A 21,470-nucleotide genomic window follows, 5' to 3' on the forward strand; every position below is an offset into this window, starting at 1 on the left:
GATAGTACCGTTTCATTGTGACTATCTTGCAGACGCACAATCACGATGAAACGGCACTCAATATAAATCTCACCCGCATAATAACGGATAAAGGCACCTTGATGCCAATATCTGCTCGCTATTCGGGTTTAAAGATCCCAATTACTTGCTGCTTGGTCTGCGGGGAAAGTTGTTCACTTTCCGCTACAGATTGCGGCACCCGACGGTCGGTATGATGGCACTCCACGCACTCAACCATCTCGACGTCATTCTCTTGCCACCAGCGCAAAGTGTCTTGTTTTTTGCACTCAGGACACACCGCACCGGCAATAAATCGTTTCTTTGCCATGTTACCCATTCCCTTACAACTGGCTGTTATGACAAACATTCATAACAACCCGACTAGTCCCAACCATTGTGCCGCTCACGTTCGCCGCGCATTTCCCGATCGAAAATCTCTTCCAGCTCTTTCCGGGCCTCTTTGGCCCGCGATGCCAGATGCACATCCTCGGAATGCTGCGGCAGCAAATCCCGTAGCGCTGTTGTATCCAGTTTACGGAAATGTGCCTCGGCCCGCTTGGCTTTGTACGGGTGCATACCCAGAGATATGAGGGCCTGGCGGCCTAAATCAAGGGCGCCGGCAAAAGTTTCACGGGAAAAACACTCGACCCCATGGCTAAGTAGCTGATGGGCCTCAACCCGGCTTCTTGCCCGTGCCAGCACTTTAAGATTGGGGAAATACTGCTGACACAGAGTGACGACCTCCATCACCTCGTCGGGCTCGTCGGTACAGATGATTATCGCCTCGGCCTTATCGGCCCCTGCTGCCCGCAACAAGTCAAGCTGAGTGGCATCACCGTAATACACCTTGTAGCCGAACTTGCGCAGGAACTGGATCTGGCTCGGATCCCGCTCAAGCACCGTTACCCGGATCTTGTTGGCAAACAGCAACCGCCCGACGACCTGACCGAAGCGGCCAAAACCGGTAATAATCACCCGCGGCTCACGGTCAATCACATCGCTTTCCAGCGACTCTTCTTCTGCCTTGAATGTCCGGATGAACCACTTGTCCTGAAGCAACAGGATCAGCGGGGTGGTCATCATCGAAATACTCACCACCACCAACAGGAAAGCCGACAGCTCTTTGCCGAGCAGTCCCTCACCCAATGCCGCCGTGAACAGTACGAAGGCAAACTCACCGCCTTGGCTAAGAATTGCGGCCATCTGGCTGCGTGACTTGGCCCGGATCCCAAACAAGCGGGCCAGTCCATACAGCAACAGTCCCTTAACACAGATCAGGGCGATAACGGCCAACAGAATTTGTAACGGGTACTCCAGCAGCAGCCCGAGATTGACCGCCATACCGACCGAGATAAAGAACAGTCCGAGCAACAACCCCTTGAACGGCTCGATAGCAATTTCCAGCTCATGGCGATACTCGCTCTCGGCCAGCAGCACCCCGGCAAGAAATGTTCCCAGCGCCATCGACAGCCCCAGCGACTGCATACCAAGCGCAATACCGATCACCAGCAGCAGCGCGGCAACATTAAACAGTTCCCGGACCCCACTCAAGACCACCCAGCGGAACAGCGGACGCAGAAGAAAGTGTCCGCCTACCAGCAACGCCAGTATGCCACCGATCATCCAGGCAAAATCGAGCCAGCTTCCCCCGCCGCCGCCAGCCAATACCGGCAACACAGCCAGCATCGGGATCACCGCAATATCCTGGAACAGCAATACTGCAAACCCCGACTGACCAGTTTCGCTGCCGTCGAGGTTCTGCTCCTCAATCACCCGTAGCGCAATGGCCGTGGAAGAGAGCGCCAACCCCATCCCGACCACTGCGGCATCACGCCAGCTGATGTCGGGAAGAAACGGCCGGCAGGCCATTACAATGGCGGCAATCACAATGCTGGTCACCACGACCTGGCTGCCTCCCAGCCCGAGGATCGGCTTGCGCATCTGCCACAGTTTCTTGGGGTTCAGTTCGAGACCGATCAAAAACAACAGCAAAACCACCCCGAACTCGGAGAAATGCAAAATCGCGTCGACATCGGAGATCAGCCTCAGTCCCCAGGGACCGATGGCAATACCGGCCAGCAAATAACCCAGCACCGAACCTAGCCCCAAGCGCTGGGCAATCGGTACGGCCACAACGGCAGCCGCCAGAAAGACAACACTGACGGAAAGTACATCACTGGCCATAGTCAGCCTCCTTGCCATCAGCCAGCGGATCGCTGAGCCAATGACGATAATTCTGGACGTGTTGCTCAAGCTCCTGCGCCGGGATCCGCCTTGCCCAGTGCAATACCAGCGGCTCAAGCCACGTCATCTGACATAAATCGGCTGACAGCTCAAAAGGCTTTAGGATCTCCGCAATACTACAGCGGTTATATCCGTCCGGGGTATAAGCCTCCGCCGCACCGCCGGTGGTGATCACCGAGCGCCAGTATTTACCTTTGGTCTCGATGCCATCGCCGTGCGCAAACCCCTTGCTCAATATCACGTCCATCCACTCCTTGAGCAAAGCCGGGCAGGAATACATATAGAGGGGATGCTGGAAAACAATAATGTCATGACTGCGGATCAGCGCCCGTTCATGGTTTATATCGATGAAAAAATCGGGGTAAGCGGCATACAGATCATGTATCGTCACATGCTCGAGATCCTCTATTCCCTTGAGCATCTCATTGTTAGCCACCGACTCCTGCGGATCCGGGTGGGCATAAACTACCAAAATCTTTGGCCGTCCTTGTTTGGTCATAGTGTCCCTTACAATAACCTGCGGATTATTCCCTCAGGCGCAACGTCTATCATGATTTCTATACACATCATACATAATTGTACCGGCAGCGGATCACCTGAATCTCAATTCATAACCGCATCTTTCTCAATATAGCCCGACGATTATCATCGAGTTAGCAGTCAGAGGCCGTTTGGTATAGACTGCCGCTCATTTCGTGCACTTTATTTTGCGGAGCGGGGCTACCCCGACACTGTCGATGATTACCTTTTCGGACATTCAGCTACTACGAGGCGGTAAAGCCCTTCTCGAGAACGCCACTGCCACCATCCATCCCGGCGACAAGGTCGGCCTGGTAGGCAAAAACGGCTGTGGTAAATCTACCTTATTTGCCTTACTGAAAGGTGAATTAAGTGTAGATGCAGGCACCTGCCAGTTCCCTGCCAACTGGGAGCTGGCCTGGGTCGCCCAGGAGACCCCGGCACTGGAGCGTAGTGCGATTGAGTATGTGATCGACGGTGACCGCGAATACCGTCAGCTAGAGCAAGACTTAGCCGCGGCTGAGCAAGCCAACAACGGCAATAAAGTCGCCGAGTTACACGGCAAGCTTGATACCATCGGCGGCTACAGTATCAATGCCCGAGCCGCCGAGTTGCTTGATGGCCTGGGGTTTTCCCAGGAGCAGATGCAATGGAACCTGACCCAGTTCTCCGGTGGCTGGCGGATGCGCCTGAACCTTGCCCAGGCCCTGCTTTGCCGCTCCGATCTGCTGCTGCTCGATGAGCCAACCAACCACCTGGATCTGGATGCCGTGATGTGGCTGGAAAAATGGCTCCAAAACTATCGTGGCACCCTGGTACTGATCTCCCACGACCGTGACTTTCTTGATCCGGTCGTCGGCCGCATCATCCATATCGAAAACCAGACCCTGAACAGCTACACCGGTAACTATTCGTCGTTTGAAAACCAGCGTGCAGAAAAACTGGTTTTGCAGCAGGCCATGTACCAGAAGCAGCAGAAACAAATGTCGCACATGCAGTCGTATATCGACCGCTTCCGCTACAAAGCCAGCAAAGCCCGTCAGGCACAGAGCCGTATCAAGGCACTGGAGCGAATGGAGAAGGTGCTGCCGGCCCAGTTTGATAACCCGTTCAGCTTCGAGTTTCGCGAGCCGTCTGCCCTGCCCAACCCGATAATGATGATGGATGAGGTCGCGGCCGGTTACGGTGACAACCTGATCCTGGAAAAAATCCGCCTCAACCTTGTTCCGGGCAGCCGCATCGGCCTGTTAGGGCGGAACGGTGCCGGTAAGTCGACCCTAATCAAGCTACTGTCTGGCGAACTACCGGCCCAGGCTGGCGACTTGACCTATTCGCAAGGCGTCAAGATCGGCTACTTTGCCCAGCACCAGCTAGAGACCCTGCGACTTGATGACACGCCAGTTCAGCATTTGGCGCGTATTGCCCCGCAGGCGACCGAACAGCAACTTCGGGACTATCTCGGCAGCTTTGGTTTTGTCGGTGACAAAGCCCTCGATAAAGTCGGCCCGTTCTCTGGCGGCGAAAAAGCCCGCCTGGTACTGGCACTCATTGTATGGCAACGGCCAAACCTGTTGCTACTCGATGAACCGACCAACCACCTGGATTTGGATATGCGTCAGGCACTGACACTAGCCTTGCAGTCTTACGAAGGGGCCATGGTCATCGTCAGCCACGACCGCTACCTGCTGCGTGCCACCACCGATGATCTATATCTGGTCCATGACCGCCAGGTGATGCCGTTCGACGGTGATCTGAATGATTACCATAAGTGGCTCACCGAACAGCAACGTAACGAACGTCGGGAACAGCAGGCTGCCAAGCCAGAAACCACCAAAGACAACAGTGCAGCCTCGCGCAAGGAGCAGAAACGTCTTGAGGCCGAGTTCCGCAAACAAACGGCCCCACTGCGCAAGAAAATTGACAAGCTGGACAAGCAAATGGAAAAGCTGGCTGCCGAAGTCGAGCAGGCAGAAACCGAACTGTCCGATCCGGCGATCTACGAAGCAGAGAACAAAGTGCGCCTGAACGAGCAGCTCAAGCGCCAAGGGGATGCCAAGTCGTCACTGGAAGAGATCGAGATGGAGTGGATGGAGCTGCAGGAAGAGCTGGAAGCCATGGAATCCCAGTTCCAGGGCAATAGCTAATAATGCCTCGGCCTGCTGTTTTCTCGGCAGAGGATTTTTGGCAGTTCAGCCTGAGCCATTATGCTCGGGCTGGCGTCGAACAAGCCTGCCTGACACTGCAAAACACCTATCAGGGCAATGTGAACCTTGCCCTGCTACTGCATTGGCTGGATACCCTGCATATTGAGCTGGCCGATCAGCAAATCCATGCCCTGACAGCCAGCCTTGTCATCAGCGACAAGCAACTGCAACAATATCGCACCATGCGCCAGCAGCTAAAACCCCAGCTGGACCAGGCGGGCTACCAGCAGTTGCTCACTTTCGAACTGGAATTGGAAAAGAGCCAGCAGCATGAGCTGCTCAAGCAACTTAACCTTTTACTGCCTTTACCGGCCCCTGCAGCAGGAACAGTGACAAGCAACAATCTGGCCCGTTACTGCCAGAAACTTGGTGCCTCCTCGCAGCTGTCTCAACTTCAGGCCAAGTAGTACAGGCATCGTCTTCTACCAAATCATTACCACGCAACCTGCCGTCAGCGCGCCCATCACACCGTTGAATAGCCGACGAGCTCTGCTGCTGTGCAGCCAACGTCCAATCATAGACCCAAAGCCAGCCCAAACTGAGACACTCGGAAAACAGACCAGAAAAAATACCCCTGCAACAAGTGTCGCTGATTGCCAATAGAGTTCTCCGGCTACCGTGAAGGTACTGATTGCCGTGACGGACATCATCCAGGCTTTCGGGTTGACGTACTGGAACATCGCCGCCGCCCAGAACGTCATCGGCTGATTGTTTTGCTGTTCAACTCGGGGAGCAGAGCTAGCCGTGGCAATCTTCCAGGCTAAGTAAAGCAGATAAGCACTTCCACACCAGCGAAGCAGCTCATGCAATAGCGGAAAGCGAGTAAATACCACCCCAAGTCCTGCCGCCACCAGGACTATCATCGATACCAGCCCCAGCCCAATCCCCATCATATGCGGCAAAGTCCGCCAATAACCAAAATTAGCCCCGGAGGCTGTGAGCATTAAATTGTTCGGTCCCGGCGTCCCGGTCATCGTGGCAGCAAACGCAGCCAGAGAAATAATAAATTGCCACTCCCACACGGTTAGAACTCCTCTTTGACAAAATTGTACCGATACAATCTTGGATTAATGTTGCTTTAATTTGATTAAACGCACAAAATGAACCCTAACAGTGAGATTAATTAAGATCAAAAGGTTTATTGTCACCATGACAATCATAAATATTGTACTCACAGCCTCGACAGACGATCACAAGGCCGAGCCCCTCTATCGCCAGATCGCCGATGCCATCGAGCAGCAAATCACATCAGGCGAACTGCCTGCCGGGCACAAGCTGCCAACCCATCGCGCCCTCGCCGATCAACTTAAGGTTACCGTAGGAACCGTCACCCGTGCCTATGCCGAGGCAGAACGACGAGAGCTGGTAGAGGCACGGGTGGGAGCCGGTACATTTGTCTGTCAGCAGGATGCACCGAGCTGGGTCTATAGCTACTCCGCTCAGGAAGAAGAGGCCTGCAACCTCGGCCACAATATTCCCCCCTGTATTGACCGTGCCGGGATGCTGAAGCAAGCCATGGAAAATCTGTCCCGCCATCCCGAGCAACTCAATCAGATGATGCTGTATCATGATCCGCAGGGGATGGACACCCACCGCAACGTCGTTGCCCGCTGGCTGCAAACCAAAGGCCTGAATATCGACCCCGAGCGCATGCATTTCACCTCAGGGGGCCAGCATGCCGCCCAGCTGATCCTGTCTGCATTTTGCCGCCAGGGAGATACCGTGTTGGTCGAACAGGTGACCTATCCCGGTTTTCTGAGCCTCGCCCGGCAGCAACAAGTCAACGTCAAGCCTGTAGCCCTTGATCATGAGGGGATCATTCCTGCCAGTCTCGAAGCGGCCTGCCGCCAGCACCAGCCAAGAATGCTCTATTGCACACCGACGCTGCAAAACCCGACAACCGCCACCATGAGCGAGCAGCGTCGCCATGACATCCTCGCTATCTGCCGCCAGTTCCAGCTGTTGCTGGTTGAAGACGATGTCAACGGTCTGCTGCCACAGCAGCGCCCGGCCCCGATGGTCAACCTCGATCCGGAACAGGTCATCCATGTCGGCGGGCTGTCAAAATGCCTCGCACCAGGGCTACGTTTGGGATATATCCAGGTGCCGCTCAATCTGCAACAGCGACTCAACACCGCACTTCACAACCACAGCCTGATGATCAGTCCTCTACTTACCGGGCTGGCCTGCGAACTCATCCACAAAGGGGATGCCGACCGGGTGCTGCAAGATATCCACCACGATATCAACCAGCGCCAGCAGTTGGTGGAGCAGCATCTGGGGGAGTTTTCCATTCAGCATACCCAGGACAGTTTTCATGTCTGGCTGACACTGCCTGACTACTGGCGGCTCAGTGACTTTGTCTCGGCAGCCGAGCAACAGGGGGTGATCATAAAGTCAGCCGAGATGTTTACCCCGCCGGGTGCAACCATCCCACCGGCGGTCAGACTCGCGATCAGTGCCCCCTTCACCCATAGTAAACTGGAACAGGGCTTGCTTATCTTGGCAGAGCTGTTAAAAAAAGATCCCATGAATGACTTTCCCCTGTAACCGGGAAGAGGAGTTGCCGATGATGCCCTTTGAACCCGCTAACGGGTTACGCAATGCCCACTTACAGACACTGCTGCCACGCTTTATTCGCCGCAAGCCGCTATTTACTCCGGTAGAGCAACGGATAGAAACCCCTGACGGCGACTTTCTCGACCTGGCCTGGACAGGTCAGGCAGCACAGCACCCGGCCAGCAAACCCATCATGATTTTATTCCATGGCCTGGAAGGCAGTTTTCACAGTCCCTATGCTAACGGACTGCTGCATGCCGCCAGCCAGCAGGGATGGCTCGGGGTTATGATGCATTTTCGCGGCTGCAGCGGTGAGATTAATCGCCAGGCTCGCGGCTACCACTCCGGTGAAACCACGGATGCAGCATTTTTTATCAAATGGTTACGCCAGCAGTTTCCCGACACCCCGATATTTGCCGTCGGTGTATCGCTTGGCGGCAATATGCTGGTGAACTACCTGGCAGAAACCAGTCATAAGTCAGAGCTTACGGCTGCACAGGTCATCTCCCCGCCCCTGAACCTAGCTTCCTGCTCAGAACGGATTCAGCAGGGCTTTTCCCGGGTCTACCAGCAATATCTGCTGGGCTCGATGAAAAAAAACCTCAGCCGTAAAATTGCTGCCCTGCCGGACAAGATGCCAATAGCGGCCAGCCAGGTAGGGGAGATTCGGTCACTGTGGCAATTTGACGAGCAGGTGACCGCACCGCTGCACGGCTTCAAAGACGCCGACGATTACTACCAGCGCTGTAGCGGCATCAATAAGCTCCAGCGCATACAGACGCGGCTGCGGATCATTCATGCCGCCGATGATCCGTTCATGACCTCGGCCGTTATTCCGACCCAGTCCCTGCCCGAGAATATCGACTACCATCTCAGTCCATACGGTGGCCACGTCGGTTTTGTCAGCGGTTCGCTGCGCAACCCGAACTTCTGGCTGGAAAAAACCGTTCCCGAATGGTTTGAGAAAGTAATCAAAGACTAAAAAAGCGGGAGTACTCTGGCTCTGTTACTGAGATCTGTTGCGGGGCCATATTACCGCTCTACAATTTATGAAATTCACAATATAATCAGCTATCCGTCTTACATGCTGATAACACCGCTATGATTATTCCCTGGCAAGAAATCGATCCGGAGACCCTGACAAACCTCATCGAGCACTTCGTTCTGCGCGAAGGTACCGACTATGGTGAAAGTGAACTGACCATGGAGCAAAAAGTGCAACATGTTCGCCAGCAACTAGCCTCAGGTGATGCCGTGATTGTCTTTTCCGAGCTGCACGAATCGGTCGACATCAAGCTGCGCCGAGATCTGCACTCCTGACCCTAACCAACAGCCGTTAACCATACCGGGCCGCGGTATCATTTTTCACCTTGCAGCCCGAGTTATACTTGACCTTCCCTCTCCAGCCTGTTAATAACTCTTTCCGTTAATGTTAACGACAGGGTTTGTCATGTCTGCAAAACATCCAATTATTGCAGTAACAGGGTCTTCGGGTGCTGGCACCTCCACCACCTCTGAAGCTTTTCGTAAAATGTTCAATATGATGAGCATTAACGCCGCCTGGCTAGAAGGGGACAGCTTTCACCGCTTTACTCGTCCGGAAATGGATGTCGAAATTCGCAAGGCCAAAGAACAGGGGCGCCATATCAGCTACTTTGGTCCCCAGGCCAATGACTTCGCCCAGCTAGAAACCTTTTTCCGTCAATACGGCGATGACGGCAGTGGCCAGTTCCGGCGCTACCTGCACACCTTTGACGAGGCCGTTCCCTACAACCAAATGCCGGGCTCTTTCACCCCGTGGCAGGATCTGCCGGAAAATACCGATGTCCTGTTCTACGAGGGACTGCACGGCGGGGTCGTCGACGGCGAGATCAATGTCGCCCAGCATGTCGATCTACTCATCGGCATGGTTCCGATTGTGAACCTTGAATGGATCCAGAAGATCGTCCGGGATACGCGGGATCGCGGACACTCCCGCGAAGCTGTCATGGAGTCGATCGTTCGCTCAATGGACGACTACCTCAACTACATTACCCCGCAGTTTTCCCGTACCCATATTAACTTTCAGCGGGTACCGACGGTTGATACCTCCAACCCGCTCAGTGCCAAGGCGATTCCCAGCCTGGATGAGAGCTTTGTGGTGATCCGTTTTCGCGGGATCAAAAATGTCGACTTCCCGTATTTGCTGTCAATGATCCAGGGCTCCTTTATGTCGCGCCACAATACCCTGGTGGTACCAGGCGGAAAAATGAGCTTTGCCATGGAGCTGATCATGCGACCGCTGATCCAGCAATTAATCGAAACGGGTAAAATCGGGTAATAACAAAGGCCAATAGCAAGAGTCGAGTAACGAGGTGCGAGAGGTATACTTTCCGCTCTTACTCGATACTCGCCTCTCGTAACGCTACGCTTATGCTTTCACGACTTCGTAGGAATGGGTCATTTCTACGCCCTCACCCAGCATCAGGCAAACCGAGCAATACTTCTGTAGCGAATCGGCTACGACTTTCTCGACCAGAGCCTCGTCCAGATCATGACCCGTAACCACAAAATGCAAGTTTGCCGAAGTAAAAATACGCGGAGCCTGCTCACGGCGCTCGGAAGAAATCTGTGCTTCACAGGCCGTGATCTTCTGGCCGGCAGACTTTAATCCGTCGACCACATCGACCGAACTACAACCTCCCGCAGCCATGAGCACCATTTCCATCGGACTTGGTGCTTTTTCGCCCCCATTACCGTCCATTACGACGCTATGGCCAGAATTTGACTGGCCCAGAAAGGTCATATCTTCGACCCATTTCACGCGTGATTGCATTGCTTTCTCCTTACTTAAAACAGGGGTATTTGGCACTAACTCACAACGGTGTGATCATGTGCACACTTATGACTACAAAATGCCCATTTCAGATAGATCAATATCAAGAAATACGCGCCGAAAAAAGATAAACTCTGAACTAATTATTCACGTGAGCTTGCAGCCCAGCGGTTGACTGCATATCCTAGACGGCGAACAATTCTATTGTTAGGCCCAGCTTCAAGTAATAAGGATATCGTTGTTGGGCAACAAACGCAGAGGAAGTTAGTAATATGGTTCCAGGTAAACCTCAAACAGATCCAACTCTAGAGTGGTTTCTTTCCCATTGCCACATTCATAAGTACCCATCAAAGAGCACTTTGATTCATGCGGGCGAGAAAGCAGAAACGCTCTACTATATCGTCAAGGGTTCTGTTGCCGTATTGATCAAGGATGAAGAAGGCAAGGAAATGATCCTGTCTTACCTAAACCAGGGTGACTTCATCGGTGAACTAGGCCTGTTCGAAGAAGGTCAGGAGCGTACAGCTTGGGTTCGTGCGAAGACACCTTGTGAAGTCGCCGAGATTTCTTTCAAGAAATTCCGCCAGCTAATTCAGGTAAACCCAGATATTCTGATGCGCCTATCTGCTCAGATGGCAAGCCGCCTGCAGGTGACCAGCCAGAAAGTAGGTGATCTTGCATTCTTGGATGTTACAGGTCGTATCGCCCAGACACTGCTGAACCTTGCGAAGCAGCCTGATGCGATGACTCACCCAGATGGTATGCAGATCAAGATCACGCGTCAGGAAATCGGCCAGATTGTCGGTTGTTCACGTGAAACTGTCGGTCGTATCCTGAAGATGCTGGAAGAGCAGAACCTCATTTCGGCACACGGTAAAACGATTGTAGTTTACGGTACTCGCTAAACCCGGTACCCGGAAAGCAAAACGATAAAAAGCCGCATCATGCGGCTTTTTTTGTGTCCGATGTATACCTGCTGGGCATCAATGTAATAGCTTCAGACATAATTTGCTACAGCGCTCACTATTGTTCCTCTTGCGATCCCCACCATCAATGCTACATTGTGCATATGTGTATTGTATACACTTCGCAGTCTGGCCCCAATAACGGAAGCGGCGTCAGATACCGTTCGGATAATACGGAACGCAATTATATGGATATAGAACGCTTTGCGCCGAATGCCGGCAACACACCACCCGCCGTGATCCAAACGCTGCCGGCGACCGTTGAGCTGACGGGCTTTAGCGGCCAGCGCCACTATCTGGAGCAGCAGACAACATTTGACTCCACCAGCCGCCATCAGGGCAATGACAGTCCATGGCTACCTCCGCTGGACAGCCAGCACTAGCGACATGGGCTAAAAATATAAAAACCACGGCTACCCATGGCAGCCGTGGATCGAGCACTTAGCTTAATTACTGTAATTACTGATTAGTACTTTCGAATATCTTGTCCGCCGAGGCCTCGACAAATCCCCGGTACAGTTCACCATCAGCCGTCGAATAACGTTTGGCAAACTCATAGAAACCACCCGGCACCTCGCGTACGCCATCCGAAAAGTTCACCGGCACCCGATCGGCCATTGTTGAAGACTGCTCCAACATCACCTCCGGACTACCCTTGACTTCCCCGCCTGACTCATTGATCGCAAAACCGTTGTGACGTAGCAGGTGATTCACTTCCTGGATTTCGGTGAACTGCTCCAGCTGATTAATGCTGACGGTAAAGTGGTTAGCACCGAAACCATGCGCCGCCAACCAACCGGCATATTCGCTTTCTGCCGACAACAGCTCATAGGTCGCATAGTCCAGATCCCATAACCGCCCGCCGTAAAGAAACGCCGGATCATGCATGGCTTCTTCCGGTACCTGGTTAACCAGATCGCGTACCGTCTCCTGTAACAATGACGAGAACTGCCCCACCATCAATTCACTGATAAAAACTTTAGGTGCCAACGGATTCGGGTGCTCAAAGTGCTCGGCATAGAGCTTCTTCGCCTCGAAATGGTACTTGCCGCACGGTTTATAGCCGATGGCAATAAATGGCGCAGCCAGGCGGTCAAGCCCGACCTGCGGAAGGTTAAACGTCCGCAGCGCAATATGATCATTGAGCAGGGGCTCACCTTCCTCCAGCAGATCATGAACCTGACCTGCCGACGGACATAGACGCTGGGTATAATCTTGCCACAGCGCATTAAACAGTTGTTCAACCCTTTCCATGATGATGCTATCCCCTTGTCGATTAATTCCGCTTTCTCGCGCTTACAGCTTGATACCCGGTGATAGCTGAGCCGGTAACTCAGTTTGATCACCTTCCATCGATGCCATCGGATACGCACAGTAATCCGCAGCGTAATATGCACTCGGTCGTAAGTTGCCGGATGCGCCCGGTCCACCAAATGGTGCATCACCACTGGCCCCGGTTAGCTGCCGGTTACGGTTTACAATCCCGGCACGGATGTGATCAATAAAGTATTGCCACTCTTCGTCGCGGGTAGAAACAAGCCCTGCCGACAAACCGTAGCGGGTATCATTGGCCAGCGTTACCGCCTGCTCCAGCCCCTGATAACGGACAACCTGCAGGAGCGGGCCGAAGTATTCTTCATCCGGTAGCTCGGCCACCTTGCTCACCTCGATGATAGCCGGCGTCACTACCGCCCCCTGGCCGCGTTTGGCTTCCAGCAGAACCTCGCCTCCCAAGCTCACCAAGTTGGCCTGAGCACGGACGATACCGTCAGCGGCCGCCTCGGAGATTTGCGGCCCCATAAATGGCTGCGGCTCGGCAAACGGGCCGTCGATAACAAGCTGCGATGTGGCCTCGACCAGACGCGTCAGCAGCGCATCCCCATTCTCGCCCTGCGGCAGATACAGACGACGGGCACAGGTACAACGCTGTCCGGCACTGATAAAGGCTGACTGAATAATAGTGTAGACAGTCGCTTCCAGCTCGCCATAGTCCTCGGAGATAACCATCGGATTATTGCCGCCCATCTCAAGCGCCAGCATCTTGCCCGGCTGACCGGCAAACTGACGGTGGAGGATATGACCGGTATTGGCGCTGCCGGTAAACAGCAAGCCATCGATACCGGAAGAACCAGCCAGGGCCTCACCCGTGGCACGGGCCCCCTGCACCAGATTAATCACCCCGCCTGGCAAGCCGGCTTGCTGCCACAGCTTCATGGTCTCTTCGGCAATTTTCGGCGTCAGTTCTGACGGTTTGAATACAACGGTATTTCCGGCCAGCAGCGCAGGCACAATGTGGCCGTTAGGCAAGTGGCCCGGGAAGTTATAAGGACCGAAGACTGCCATGACACCCAGCGGACGGTGACGCAAAATGGCCTGGCTTCCGGCCACTTCTTTCTGCTTGTGGCCGGTACGCTCATCATAGGCGCGTAGCGAGATGGCTATCTTGCCGACCATCGCCCCGGCTTCCGTTCGGGTCTCCCACAACGGCTTACCGGTTTCCTCGGCAATGGTGCGGGCAATATGTTCGCTGTTTTCTTTGACCAGCTCGGCAAAACGCTCAACGATGGCCTGACGTTCACTAAAGGCTGTTTTACGCCAGCTCAGGAGAGCCTGACGGGCACCGGCAACAGCTAGCTCGACCTGCTCGGCAGTCGCGCCTTTTCCCTGCCAGATCACCTCACCGCTGAACGGGTTCAGTGACTGCATCGCTTCGCCATTACCTTCCTGCCAGTTTCCTGCTATCCATTGTGTCATGATGTTCTCCCGTCCTTTTTATTGCGCAATCAGGCGAACCTGATCACCATTTTTCACCTGCAGTGCTTCTGCCATTTCCGCGTCCATCTGCGCGATCGCCTTCTCTTCATCAAGGACGACCTTACCGACAACAGCCCGGAAATTCTCAAATGAGCTGTTGCTGATAATGCAGTCTTTGCCTGTCGCAGACTCGCCAATCACAACGCTACAACGCTGCGAATGGCGTACTGATTCTATATTGCGGGTATCACACTCGACAGTCGGGCCGGCATCAAAAATGTCGACATAACCGCGGCAACTAAATCCTTCTTTTTCCAGCAAACGCAGTGCCGGGCGTGTTTTTTCATGTACCTCGCCAATCACCGCCTGGGCTTCCGGGCTAAGCAGGTTGACGTAAATCGGCAACTTCGGCATCAGATCGGCAATAAAGCCCTTCTTCCCAATCCCGGTCAGGTAGTCTGCCAACGTAAAATCAATCGAGAAAAAGTGCTCTTTCAGCCATTCCCAGAACGGCGAATGCCCTTCCTCATCGGAAACGCCGCGCATTTCGGCAATCACCGTGGTGTCAAATCGCTCCGGGTGCTCGGCCATCATCATGAAACGGCACTTCGACAGCAGGCGACCATTCAGCCCCTGACGCCATTCCGGACGTAGGAACAGGGTGCATAGCTCGCTCACACCGGTGTAGTCATTACCAAATGTCAGTACTTTCACCACATTGTGAACATTCAGACGACGAGATGAGTGAACCACGGTACTCAGGTGGTAGGTATAAAAGGGATTGTCCAGCCCGATAGCGGCTTCTATTGCTGTCGTACCGGCAATTTCTCCCGTCTTGGTGTCTTCTGCCACCATCAGGTAACCTTCCGGCCCCGGCTTGGTGACGGCTTTGGCAAAGCTCTCCACCGAGTGTTCAATCCTGTTGCGCAGGATTTCTTCATTCACCGGTAGTGAAGTAAAACCATGACCGGACTCTTCGGCGCATTGCATTAGCGCCGGTAAGTCGGCTTCAGTAATAGGACGTATAACCAGCATCGAACTCCCTCCTGATGCAGGTAGCGGCAGTTGCCGCTAGCTCATTGTTTTCTAGTGAATTGATTGCCGTTTCATGTTCGGAAACAGGCAACTGCAGTGGCCAGGCTCCTGTCAGCCACTGCATGTTTTAAGGATGTATTGGTATCGCTTATTTATTGGTGCAGCGTTATTGATGTCGCCTTTTATTGGTGTAACTTTTATTAATGTAGCTTGGCAATCGCGCGCTCAAGACGAGCCATACCTTCATCGATATCGGCCTTGTCGATCACCAGTGACGGAGTAAAGCGCACGACGTTAGCACCGGCAACCAGTACCATCAGCCCTTCTTCTCCGGCCGCCAGCAAAATATCACGGGCACGTCCCTGCCATTCTTCATTCAGGGCAGCACCCAGCAGCAAGCCTTTACCACGTACCTCGTCAAAGATTGGGTATTTAGCATTTATTTGAGCCAGTCCTTCACGGAACCACTGCTCGCGCTGTTTAACACCGTCCAGTACCTCTGGCTTAGTGACTTCATTCACAACCGCTTCGGCAACGGCACAAGCCAGCGGGTTACCGCCGTAGGTCGAGCCATGTGTACCAACCTTCAGGTGAACAGCCAGCTCAGAAGTTGTCAGCATGGCACCAATCGGGAAACCACCGCCCAATGATTTCGCCGTGCTCAGAATATCTGGTGTGACACCCAGCCCCTGGTAGGCATAAAAGTCACCAGTACGGCCATTACCCGTCTGGACCTCGTCAAAGATCAGCAGCGCATTGTGCTTGTCGCAAAGCTCACGTACGCCCTGGATAAACTCCTGGGTCGGCGAAATGATTCCGCCTTCACCCTGCAGCGGCTCCATCATCACCGCACAGGTACGCTCTGACATGTGCTCAGCCAGTGTCGACAGGTCGTTGTATACTAAGTGGGTCACGTCACCGGGTTTCGGACCGAAGCCATCAGAATAGGCTGCCTGCCCACCGACAGTTACTGTGAAGAAGGTACGGCCATGGAAGCCCTGCTGGAATGAGATAATTTCAGATTTTTCCGGGCCAAACTTATCGGCCGCATAGCGACGGGCCAGTTTCAGCGCCGCCTCGTTAGCCTCGGCACCTGAGTTGGCAAAGAACACCTTTTCAGCAAAACTGTGCTCGGTCAGCTTTTTCGCCAGACGCAGCGCCGGCTCGTTGGTCATGACATTACTTAAATGCCATAGCTTATCGGCCTGCTCCTTGAGTGCATTGACCATAACAGGGTGACAATGGCCCAGACAGCTCACTGCGATACCGCCGGCAAAATCAATATATTCGCGGTCATCCTGATCCCACACGCGTGCACCCTGGCCTTTCACCGGTACGATCTGCATCGGGGAATAACAAGGTACCATCACCTCATCAAACAGCTGACGTCCTACTTTGTGCTCCATTGCCATCATCCTTTCCTTCTGTGTATTGCGTCTTAAGCATAGTATTTACATTTTATTAACCAATTCCAATAGCAGAATATTTTTTTTATCCTTTATCTGGGTTGGCTAACGCTCTGTTGAATACATATTTATGCGGGTTTGAGGGAAGTTTATTAACAACACAATGGAAAAAAGTGTATTTCCGCTGAGGAAATAAAGGCTGTGGGCTTCACCTCTAGTGCATAAGCTTGCCAGAGGATTTTCCTGAAAAACGCCAACAAAATGTTAAAAAAAGTGATGAGGATCGCGGAAATAAGACAGATTTACGGACCTTTCCAATCGAAAGGCAGAGAAAATTCCGCAACCTGGTGAGTAGATTATTGACTGCGTCAGAGGTTCATTCAGCAGAAAATCCTGTTGCTGTACTTTCTGCTCTGTTAGCGGCGCAGAAAGTTAGCCAGAAGCTGGTGACCCTGTTCAGTCAAAATACTCTCAGGATGGAATTGCACCCCTTCGATCGGCAGCGTCTTGTGGGCGATTCCCATGATTTCGTCGAACTCACCCTCGCGCTCAGTCCAGGCCGTCACTTCAAAACAATCCGGTAATGTATCGGCCTTTACCACCAGCGAATGGTAACGGGTAACAGTCAGCGGATTATTCAGGGTTTCGAATACGCTGCAATTGGTATGGACAACTGGCGATGTCTTGCCGTGCATCACCTGACGGGCACGCACCACTTTGGCGCCGAAGACCTGTGCAATCGACTGGTGACCCAGACAAACCCCCAGGATCGGCAGCTTACCAGCAAAATATTCGATGGCCTGCAGCGAAATACCTGCATCATCAGGCGTACAGGGGCCCGGCGAGATCACCAGGTGGGAAGGCGACAGGGCCTCAATGCCAGCGATATCAATTTCATCATTACGCACAACTTTCACCTCTGCGCCCAGCTCGCAGAAGTATTGGTACAGGTTGTAGGTGAAAGAGTCATAATTGTCGATAATCAGCAGCATTGATACATCAGCTCCCAGGATGAGTTGGCGGTCTATTTTGCTATAGGGGACAAGAAAGGCAAGCCATGATTTCAGAAAAACATGAAACAAAAACCGGCCAGAAGGCCGGTTTTGAAAAATAATACCACTTAGTATCTCTTACGGACGGGCAACAAAACCTACCGCTTCGTAAGCCATCTTCAGGGTAACGGCAGCACGTTCAGAGGCCTTATCGGCACCGGCTTTCATGACTGAGTCCATGTAGGCGCGGTCTTCACGGATACGCTTGTATTCCGCCTGGACAGGTTCAAGCATGGCAACAATCGCTTCGCCAACATCTTTCTTGAACGGGCCGTACATTTCCACCCCTTTATACTGGGCTTCGATCTCTTCGAACGACTTGCCGGTTGCGGCCGAGTACAAGCCCATCAGGTTGGTGATACCGGCCTTGTCGACGCCGTGAGCGATGCGCGGCGGGGTTTCGGTATCTGTCTGCGCCTTGTTGATCTTCTTGATGATCGACTTAGGCTCTTCCAGCAGGGTGATCACATTCTTGCGGTTGTCGTCAGACTTGGACATTTTCTTGGTCGCATCCTGCAGACTCATAACACGTGCGCCAATTGCCGGAATATAAGGTTCTGGCACCTGGAAAATGGCCTCGCCAGCACCGTAAATGTTGTTGAAACGAGTGGCGATATCACGGGCCAGCTCAAGGTGCTGCTTCTGATCGCTGCCCACTGGTACCTGGTGTGCTCCGTACAGCAGGATATCGGCTGCCATCAGTACCGGGTAGCCAAACAAGCCGACATTGACGTCATTGGCATGGCGCTGTGACTTGTCCTTGAACTGGGTCATTCGGCTCAGTTCACCCATCTGAGTATAACAGTTAAGCAGCCAGCCTAGCTGGGCATGCTCCGGCACATGCGACTGGACAAACAGCGTGCTCTTCTTAGGATCGACACCAACCGCCAGGCAGATAGCCAATGCATCCAACGTGGCTTCGTGAAGCGCCTTCGGATCCTGACGGACAGTGATAGCGTGAAGGTCGACTACACAGTACTGGCAGTCATAATCATCCTGCATCTGTTCCCACTGACGCAACGCCCCCAAATAGTTACCAATACTCAATTCGCCAGAAGGCTGGACGCCACTCAATACAATGGGTTTACTCATGATGGGATTTCCTATGTCACTAAAGATAAGCAGCGGCACAAGTGCCGCTGACTAATATTCAAAACTTATCGTCAGATATACGCAGACCTGATCGTACTAGCTATCTAGTTTAACCACTTCTGCCAACTGGCTAAAGTGATCCAGCACAATATCGGGTTTACTGTCACTGATCGGCTGACCGTAATTGTAACCGTAGGTCAATCCGACAACATAACATGTCGCTGCTTTTGCCGCCAAGATATCGTTACGTGAATCACCAACCATCAGCATTTCAGATGCGGCCAGCCGGTGCTTTTCCATCAACCAGTGCAGAGCAAAAGGATCCGGTTTCTTAAGCGGGAAGGTATCACCGCCAATCACATCGACAAAATAGTCACTAATACCGTGCTGCTCCAACAGGTGCGGTACAAACTGGGCAGGCTTGTTGGTGACGATAGCCATCGGCACACCAGCCTGATGAAAAGCGGCAAGGGTATCTTTCACCCCGTCGTAAAGCGCACTCTGCTTATGGCCGCCGGCATCGTAAAAACGGTCAAACAGCTGGCGGGCCTCTTTATGCAGCTCGGGATCAAGCTCAGGGTCTACCTCAAGGCTACGGCTTAGCGCCCGGCCAATCAGAATATCGGCACCGTTGCCGATCCAGGTAGTCACCTGCTCGACCGTGACGCCGGGACGCCCCAGGGCACGCATGGCCTGATCGGCCGCTTCTGCCAGATCAGGAACACTGTCAAGCAGCGTTCCGTCCAGATCAAAAGCAATAAACTTAATGCCTTTGAAGTGATCCATTAACGCTCTACCTTGGCCAGCTCGGCGCGCATTTCATCGATCACCGCCTTGTAGTCCGGCTGGCTGAAAATAGCCGAGCCTGCAACAAACATATCCGCACCCGCCTCGGCAATTTCACGGATGTTGTCGACCTTGACGCCACCGTCTATTTCCAGGCGAATTTCACGGCCAGAGGCTTCAATACGCTTACGTACCTCTCGCAGCTTATCCAGTGTATTCGGAATGAATGACTGGCCGCCAAAGCCTGGGTTAACCGACATCAGCAGGATCAAGTCCACTTTATCCATGACATAGTCTAGATAATGCAGCGGTGTAGCCGGGTTAAAGACCACCCCTGCCTGACAGCCGTGTTCTTTGATCAGCTGCAGCGTACGATCCAGGTGCTCAGTAGCCTCGGCATGGACGGTGATCATCGTGGCACCGGCCTTGGCAAAATCAGGAATAATACGGTCGACTGGCTTAACCATCAGATGAACATCAATCGGCGCTGTAATACCGTAATCACGCAGTGCCTTGCACACTGGCGCACCAAATGTCAGGTTCGGTACATAGTGATTGTCCATCACATCAAAGTGCACAACATCGGCACCTGCAGCCAATACTTTCTCGACATCCTCGCCAAGACGAGCAAAATCTGCAGACAGGATAGATGGAGCGATCAAAAAGTCCTTCATGTTCAGCCTCTATACGGTACTTACGAAAACGTTATCGGAAATCGGAAATCGGAAATCGGAAATCGGAAATCGGAAATCGGAAATCGGAAATCGGAAATCGGAAATCGGAAATCGGCGCAATTCTACCCGATCCAAAGAATGATGTCTTAACGGATTTCTACCTGCAATTGATAATATAATGACTATGCTTTTAGAGCATGAGGAGGTGGGAATGGAAAAACAACGTGTTAACGGTAAGAAAAATCAGAGCAACAAGCCAAAAAGCCTGGCTCTCAGCATCGCGGCGGCCTTATTCGGGGTACAGTCGGATCGCAACCGCCAGCATGACTTCAGCCAGAAGTCACCCTGGCCATTTATTATTGCCGGGATCAGTGGGATTCTGTTATTTATTGCCCTAGTGGCTGCCATCACGCTTGTCGTCACAGCCACCCATGGGCGCTAGTCTACCGGCGGCTTGAACAACGCCAGCAGCTCATCCACCTTATTGCGTCCGCTGCCGTTACGGCTGATGGTGCGCTTCACCTTAACCACGGACAGCTCGGCACCGTGGTACAGACGGCGAGTCAGCGTGGTATCGTGATTGGATATCAATACCGGTATGTCACGCTCAGTAGCGGCCTTTTCTGCCACATCGGCCAATGCCGCCTGATCATCTAAGCTAAACCCATTTCCTGCATATGAAGTAAAATTCGCCGTGGTCGACAACGGCGCATAAGGCGGATCGCAGTAAATCACGCACCCTTTACGGGCCCGGGAAAACGTCTGCTGATAGCCTTCGCAAACAAACGTCGCGCGCTTGGCCTTCTCGGCAAAGAAATACATTTCTTCTTCGGGGAAATACGGCTTCTTGTAGGAGCCAAACGGGACGTTGAAGCCGCCTTTCTTATTATAACGACACAAGCCATTAAAGCCATGACGGTTCATATACAGGAAGTACAGAGAACGAAGATAGGGATCATCGGTCTTGTTAAAGGCTTCGCGAATTTCCAGGTATGCGCTTTTCTGGTTGTACTCCGGTGTGAAAAAGCTTTTCACGTCGTTGATATAGGTCTCAGGCTTCTCTTTCAGAGTATTATAGAGATTGATCAGATCCGGATTGATGTCCGCCAGCAGATAATGCTCGAAATCGGTATTCAGAAAGACAGAGCCGGCCCCAACGAAGGGCTCGACCAGTTTACGCGCAGGTGGCAGATGGCGCTCGATATCCTCGACCAGAGAGTATTTGCCTCCAGCCCATTTAAGGAATGCACGATGCTTTTTCATTCAGCTAACCACCACCAGAACCGATATTGTTACGAAAGGTGGCGGATTGTACCTCATTTCACCCCGAGTCTGATACCAATTCACGTAATTATCTGCTTGCCG

Annotated in this window: 23 protein-coding genes; 9 read left to right on the top strand and 14 right to left on the bottom strand. The window is 53.0% G+C overall.

What is annotated here, in order from left to right; genetic code table 11:
- Nucleotides 1-118: 118 nt before the first annotated feature.
- The 3 genes from L4D19_RS13685 to kefG are packed head-to-tail and all read right to left on the bottom strand — an operon-like array spanning nt 119 to nt 2,743.
- A complete protein-coding gene (locus tag L4D19_RS13685) occupies nt 119-328 on the bottom strand; it encodes a YheV family putative zinc ribbon protein (protein ID WP_075763042.1) in 210 nt (69 codons plus the stop codon).
- A gap of 53 nt (nt 329-381) precedes the next feature.
- On the bottom strand, nt 382-2,184 hold the full coding sequence (gene kefB, locus L4D19_RS13690; protein WP_075762935.1) for a glutathione-regulated potassium-efflux system protein KefB: 1,803 nt from the start codon (nt 2,182-2,184) through the stop codon (nt 382-384).
- Complete coding sequence (gene kefG, locus L4D19_RS13695; RefSeq protein WP_428452918.1) at nt 2,174-2,743, bottom strand: glutathione-regulated potassium-efflux system ancillary protein KefG; 570 nt, start codon at nt 2,741-2,743, stop codon at nt 2,174-2,176. Before kefG ends, kefB begins: the two co-directional genes overlap by 11 nt.
- A 238-nt stretch (nt 2,744-2,981) precedes the next feature.
- Between kefG and L4D19_RS13700 the strand changes: the two genes are divergently transcribed.
- Nucleotides 2,982-4,907, top strand: coding sequence for an ABC transporter ATP-binding protein (locus L4D19_RS13700; RefSeq protein ID WP_428452919.1), 1,926 nt, complete (start codon nt 2,982-2,984; stop codon nt 4,905-4,907).
- A 2-nt stretch (nt 4,908-4,909) separates the two neighbouring features.
- A complete protein-coding gene (locus L4D19_RS13705; RefSeq protein ID WP_428452920.1) occupies nt 4,910-5,374 on the top strand; it encodes a TIGR02444 family protein in 465 nt (154 codons plus the stop codon).
- A 15-nt stretch (nt 5,375-5,389) separates the two neighbouring features.
- Here L4D19_RS13705 and L4D19_RS13710 read toward each other — a convergent pair whose 3' ends face one another.
- Nucleotides 5,390-5,989, bottom strand: a complete 600-nt coding sequence (locus L4D19_RS13710; RefSeq protein WP_428452921.1) for a LysE family translocator — start codon at nt 5,987-5,989, stop codon at nt 5,390-5,392.
- 127 nt (nt 5,990-6,116) lie between these two features.
- Here L4D19_RS13710 and L4D19_RS13715 point away from each other — a divergent pair, with 127 nt between their 5' ends.
- The 4 genes from L4D19_RS13715 to L4D19_RS13730 all read left to right on the top strand — a co-directional run bounded on the left by L4D19_RS13715 (nt 6,117) and on the right by L4D19_RS13730 (nt 9,846).
- Nucleotides 6,117-7,517, top strand: a complete 1,401-nt coding sequence (locus L4D19_RS13715; RefSeq protein ID WP_428452922.1) for an aminotransferase-like domain-containing protein — start codon at nt 6,117-6,119, stop codon at nt 7,515-7,517.
- Between the two features lie 19 nt (nt 7,518-7,536).
- Nucleotides 7,537-8,508 carry a hydrolase gene (locus L4D19_RS13720; RefSeq protein WP_428452923.1) on the top strand — a complete coding sequence of 324 codons (972 nt, stop codon included), beginning with the start codon at nt 7,537-7,539 and terminating at the stop codon, nt 8,506-8,508.
- A gap of 119 nt (nt 8,509-8,627) precedes the next feature.
- Nucleotides 8,628-8,846, top strand: coding sequence for a YheU family protein (locus tag L4D19_RS13725; RefSeq protein ID WP_160657706.1), 219 nt, complete (start codon nt 8,628-8,630; stop codon nt 8,844-8,846).
- A gap of 130 nt (nt 8,847-8,976) precedes the next feature.
- Nucleotides 8,977-9,846 carry a phosphoribulokinase gene (locus L4D19_RS13730; RefSeq protein ID WP_160657704.1) on the top strand — a complete coding sequence of 290 codons (870 nt, stop codon included), beginning with the start codon at nt 8,977-8,979 and terminating at the stop codon, nt 9,844-9,846.
- Between the two features lie 90 nt (nt 9,847-9,936).
- Here L4D19_RS13730 and L4D19_RS13735 read toward each other — a convergent pair whose 3' ends face one another.
- Complete coding sequence (locus L4D19_RS13735) at nt 9,937-10,341, bottom strand: OsmC family protein (protein ID WP_428452924.1); 405 nt, start codon at nt 10,339-10,341, stop codon at nt 9,937-9,939.
- Nucleotides 10,342-10,613: 272 nt separating this feature from the next.
- Here L4D19_RS13735 and crp point away from each other — a divergent pair, with 272 nt between their 5' ends.
- Nucleotides 10,614-11,246, top strand: a complete 633-nt coding sequence (gene crp / locus L4D19_RS13740) for a cAMP-activated global transcriptional regulator CRP (RefSeq protein ID WP_036801200.1) — start codon at nt 10,614-10,616, stop codon at nt 11,244-11,246.
- 248 nt (nt 11,247-11,494) lie between these two features.
- Nucleotides 11,495-11,689, top strand: coding sequence for a hypothetical protein (locus L4D19_RS13745; RefSeq protein ID WP_160657743.1), 195 nt, complete (start codon nt 11,495-11,497; stop codon nt 11,687-11,689).
- A gap of 76 nt (nt 11,690-11,765) precedes the next feature.
- On the opposite strand, the gene L4D19_RS13750 is transcribed toward L4D19_RS13745, so the two are convergent.
- From L4D19_RS13750 to rpe, 8 genes are all read right to left on the bottom strand, one after another.
- Nucleotides 11,766-12,560, bottom strand: coding sequence for a DUF1338 domain-containing protein (locus L4D19_RS13750; RefSeq protein WP_428452925.1), 795 nt, complete (start codon nt 12,558-12,560; stop codon nt 11,766-11,768).
- A gap of 42 nt (nt 12,561-12,602) precedes the next feature.
- Entirely contained in the window at nt 12,603-14,060 is a 1,458-nt protein-coding gene (astD, locus tag L4D19_RS13755) for a succinylglutamate-semialdehyde dehydrogenase (protein WP_428452926.1), read from the bottom strand.
- 18 nt (nt 14,061-14,078) lie between these two features.
- Complete coding sequence (gene astA / locus L4D19_RS13760; protein WP_428452927.1) at nt 14,079-15,095, bottom strand: arginine N-succinyltransferase; 1,017 nt, start codon at nt 15,093-15,095, stop codon at nt 14,079-14,081.
- Between the two features lie 200 nt (nt 15,096-15,295).
- On the bottom strand, nt 15,296-16,507 hold the full coding sequence (locus L4D19_RS13765) for an aspartate aminotransferase family protein (protein ID WP_428452928.1): 1,212 nt from the start codon (nt 16,505-16,507) through the stop codon (nt 15,296-15,298).
- A 410-nt stretch (nt 16,508-16,917) separates the two neighbouring features.
- The gene (locus L4D19_RS13770) at nt 16,918-17,493 is read right to left on the bottom strand and encodes an aminodeoxychorismate/anthranilate synthase component II (RefSeq protein ID WP_428452929.1); all 576 of its coding nucleotides are present in this window, start codon (nt 17,491-17,493) and stop codon (nt 16,918-16,920) included.
- Between the two features lie 138 nt (nt 17,494-17,631).
- Nucleotides 17,632-18,645 carry a tryptophan--tRNA ligase gene (gene trpS / locus L4D19_RS13775; protein WP_428452930.1) on the bottom strand — a complete coding sequence of 338 codons (1,014 nt, stop codon included), beginning with the start codon at nt 18,643-18,645 and terminating at the stop codon, nt 17,632-17,634.
- 96 nt (nt 18,646-18,741) lie between these two features.
- Nucleotides 18,742-19,431, bottom strand: coding sequence for a phosphoglycolate phosphatase (locus L4D19_RS13780; RefSeq protein WP_428452931.1), 690 nt, complete (start codon nt 19,429-19,431; stop codon nt 18,742-18,744).
- The gene (rpe, locus tag L4D19_RS13785; RefSeq protein WP_075762953.1) at nt 19,431-20,105 is read right to left on the bottom strand and encodes a ribulose-phosphate 3-epimerase; all 675 of its coding nucleotides are present in this window, start codon (nt 20,103-20,105) and stop codon (nt 19,431-19,433) included. The genes L4D19_RS13780 and rpe overlap by 1 nt, the downstream gene beginning before the upstream one ends.
- Before the next feature lie 211 nt (nt 20,106-20,316).
- On the opposite strand from rpe, the gene L4D19_RS13790 reads away from it, so the two are divergent.
- Complete coding sequence (locus L4D19_RS13790; protein ID WP_428452932.1) at nt 20,317-20,547, top strand: DUF2970 domain-containing protein; 231 nt, start codon at nt 20,317-20,319, stop codon at nt 20,545-20,547.
- Here the strand turns inward: L4D19_RS13790 and L4D19_RS13795 are convergent.
- Nucleotides 20,544-21,368 carry a Dam family site-specific DNA-(adenine-N6)-methyltransferase gene (locus L4D19_RS13795; protein ID WP_428452933.1) on the bottom strand — a complete coding sequence of 275 codons (825 nt, stop codon included), beginning with the start codon at nt 21,366-21,368 and terminating at the stop codon, nt 20,544-20,546. The two genes, L4D19_RS13790 and L4D19_RS13795, sit on opposite strands and share 4 nt — an antisense overlap.
- Nucleotides 21,369-21,470: the final 102 nt, after the last annotated feature.

It is taken from the genome of Photobacterium kasasachensis (genome assembly GCF_050336885.1).
GTDB lineage: Bacteria > Pseudomonadota > Gammaproteobacteria > Enterobacterales > Vibrionaceae > Photobacterium > Photobacterium kasasachensis.

Excerpts from the sequence above, each read along its gene's own strand:
- L4D19_RS13685 (WP_075763042.1), bottom strand. The coding sequence starts at position 328 with ATGGCAAAGAAACGATTTATTGCCGGTGCGGTGTGTCCTGAGTGCAAA.
- L4D19_RS13715 (WP_428452922.1), top strand. The coding sequence starts at position 6,117 with ATGACAATCATAAATATTGTACTCACAGCCTCGACAGACGATCACAAG.
- astA (WP_428452927.1), bottom strand. The coding sequence starts at position 15,095 with ATGCTGGTTATACGTCCTATTACTGAAGCCGACTTACCGGCGCTAATG.
- astD (WP_428452926.1), bottom strand. The coding sequence starts at position 14,060 with ATGACACAATGGATAGCAGGAAACTGGCAGGAAGGTAATGGCGAAGCG.
- L4D19_RS13780 (WP_428452931.1), bottom strand. The coding sequence starts at position 19,431 with ATGGATCACTTCAAAGGCATTAAGTTTATTGCTTTTGATCTGGACGGA.
- L4D19_RS13790 (WP_428452932.1), top strand. The coding sequence starts at position 20,317 with ATGGAAAAACAACGTGTTAACGGTAAGAAAAATCAGAGCAACAAGCCA.
- L4D19_RS13765 (WP_428452928.1), bottom strand. The coding sequence starts at position 16,507 with ATGGCAATGGAGCACAAAGTAGGACGTCAGCTGTTTGATGAGGTGATG.
- rpe (WP_075762953.1), bottom strand. The coding sequence starts at position 20,105 with ATGAAGGACTTTTTGATCGCTCCATCTATCCTGTCTGCAGATTTTGCT.
- L4D19_RS13795 (WP_428452933.1), bottom strand. The coding sequence starts at position 21,368 with ATGAAAAAGCATCGTGCATTCCTTAAATGGGCTGGAGGCAAATACTCT.
- kefB (WP_075762935.1), bottom strand. The coding sequence starts at position 2,184 with ATGGCCAGTGATGTACTTTCCGTCAGTGTTGTCTTTCTGGCGGCTGCC.
- kefG (WP_428452918.1), bottom strand. The coding sequence starts at position 2,743 with ATGACCAAACAAGGACGGCCAAAGATTTTGGTAGTTTATGCCCACCCG.
- L4D19_RS13720 (WP_428452923.1), top strand. The coding sequence starts at position 7,537 with ATGATGCCCTTTGAACCCGCTAACGGGTTACGCAATGCCCACTTACAG.
- L4D19_RS13735 (WP_428452924.1), bottom strand. The coding sequence starts at position 10,341 with ATGCAATCACGCGTGAAATGGGTCGAAGATATGACCTTTCTGGGCCAG.
- L4D19_RS13700 (WP_428452919.1), top strand. The coding sequence starts at position 2,982 with ATGATTACCTTTTCGGACATTCAGCTACTACGAGGCGGTAAAGCCCTT.
- trpS (WP_428452930.1), bottom strand. The coding sequence starts at position 18,645 with ATGAGTAAACCCATTGTATTGAGTGGCGTCCAGCCTTCTGGCGAATTG.
- L4D19_RS13745 (WP_160657743.1), top strand. The coding sequence starts at position 11,495 with ATGGATATAGAACGCTTTGCGCCGAATGCCGGCAACACACCACCCGCC.
- crp (WP_036801200.1), top strand. The coding sequence starts at position 10,614 with ATGGTTCCAGGTAAACCTCAAACAGATCCAACTCTAGAGTGGTTTCTT.
- L4D19_RS13705 (WP_428452920.1), top strand. The coding sequence starts at position 4,910 with ATGCCTCGGCCTGCTGTTTTCTCGGCAGAGGATTTTTGGCAGTTCAGC.
- L4D19_RS13730 (WP_160657704.1), top strand. The coding sequence starts at position 8,977 with ATGTCTGCAAAACATCCAATTATTGCAGTAACAGGGTCTTCGGGTGCT.
- L4D19_RS13725 (WP_160657706.1), top strand. The coding sequence starts at position 8,628 with ATGATTATTCCCTGGCAAGAAATCGATCCGGAGACCCTGACAAACCTC.
- L4D19_RS13770 (WP_428452929.1), bottom strand. The coding sequence starts at position 17,493 with ATGCTGCTGATTATCGACAATTATGACTCTTTCACCTACAACCTGTAC.
- L4D19_RS13750 (WP_428452925.1), bottom strand. The coding sequence starts at position 12,560 with ATGGAAAGGGTTGAACAACTGTTTAATGCGCTGTGGCAAGATTATACC.